Here is a 332-nt window from a genome sequence, read left to right as displayed (position 1 = left end):
TGCGCCGTTGTCCGCAGAGCTGCGGTTTCAAGTTTGGTCTGATCGTCGCACGTCTGGCACAGCCACCTTCGTCTGAGATCACCTGGGTGCATGCTTCGGTCCGTGGTCGGCGCGCAGGCCGCCAACATGATGCTGGTTCAATGCAGGTCCGATGTGCCCATCTCATTGGCGTGCTCGATGTGGTTCGGCAACAGTCCTGACCACGGCATCATCGGAACCGCGTCCCATGGGGACCTCGAAGGCCTGCGGTCAGGCAGGCAACGGTGGAGTGCTTGGCCGATCAGGCTGCATGCGGAACCTCAATCTCGGATCGGAAGATTGTGCCGTCAGTC

General features: G+C 61.1%; 1 protein-coding gene. It reads left to right on the top strand.

The features are described 5' to 3' along the window. A partial coding sequence (locus TW83_RS21935) for a hypothetical protein (RefSeq protein WP_204245809.1) occupies positions 1-200 on the top strand: 200 nt, incomplete at its 5' end. Between the last annotated feature and the right edge of the window lie 132 nt (positions 201-332).

It is taken from the genome of Paracoccus sp. S4493 (assembly GCF_000967735.1).
Taxonomy (GTDB): Bacteria; Pseudomonadota; Alphaproteobacteria; order Rhodobacterales; family Rhodobacteraceae; genus Paracoccus; species Paracoccus marcusii.
This window is presented reverse-complemented; position numbering and strand designations above follow the sequence as displayed.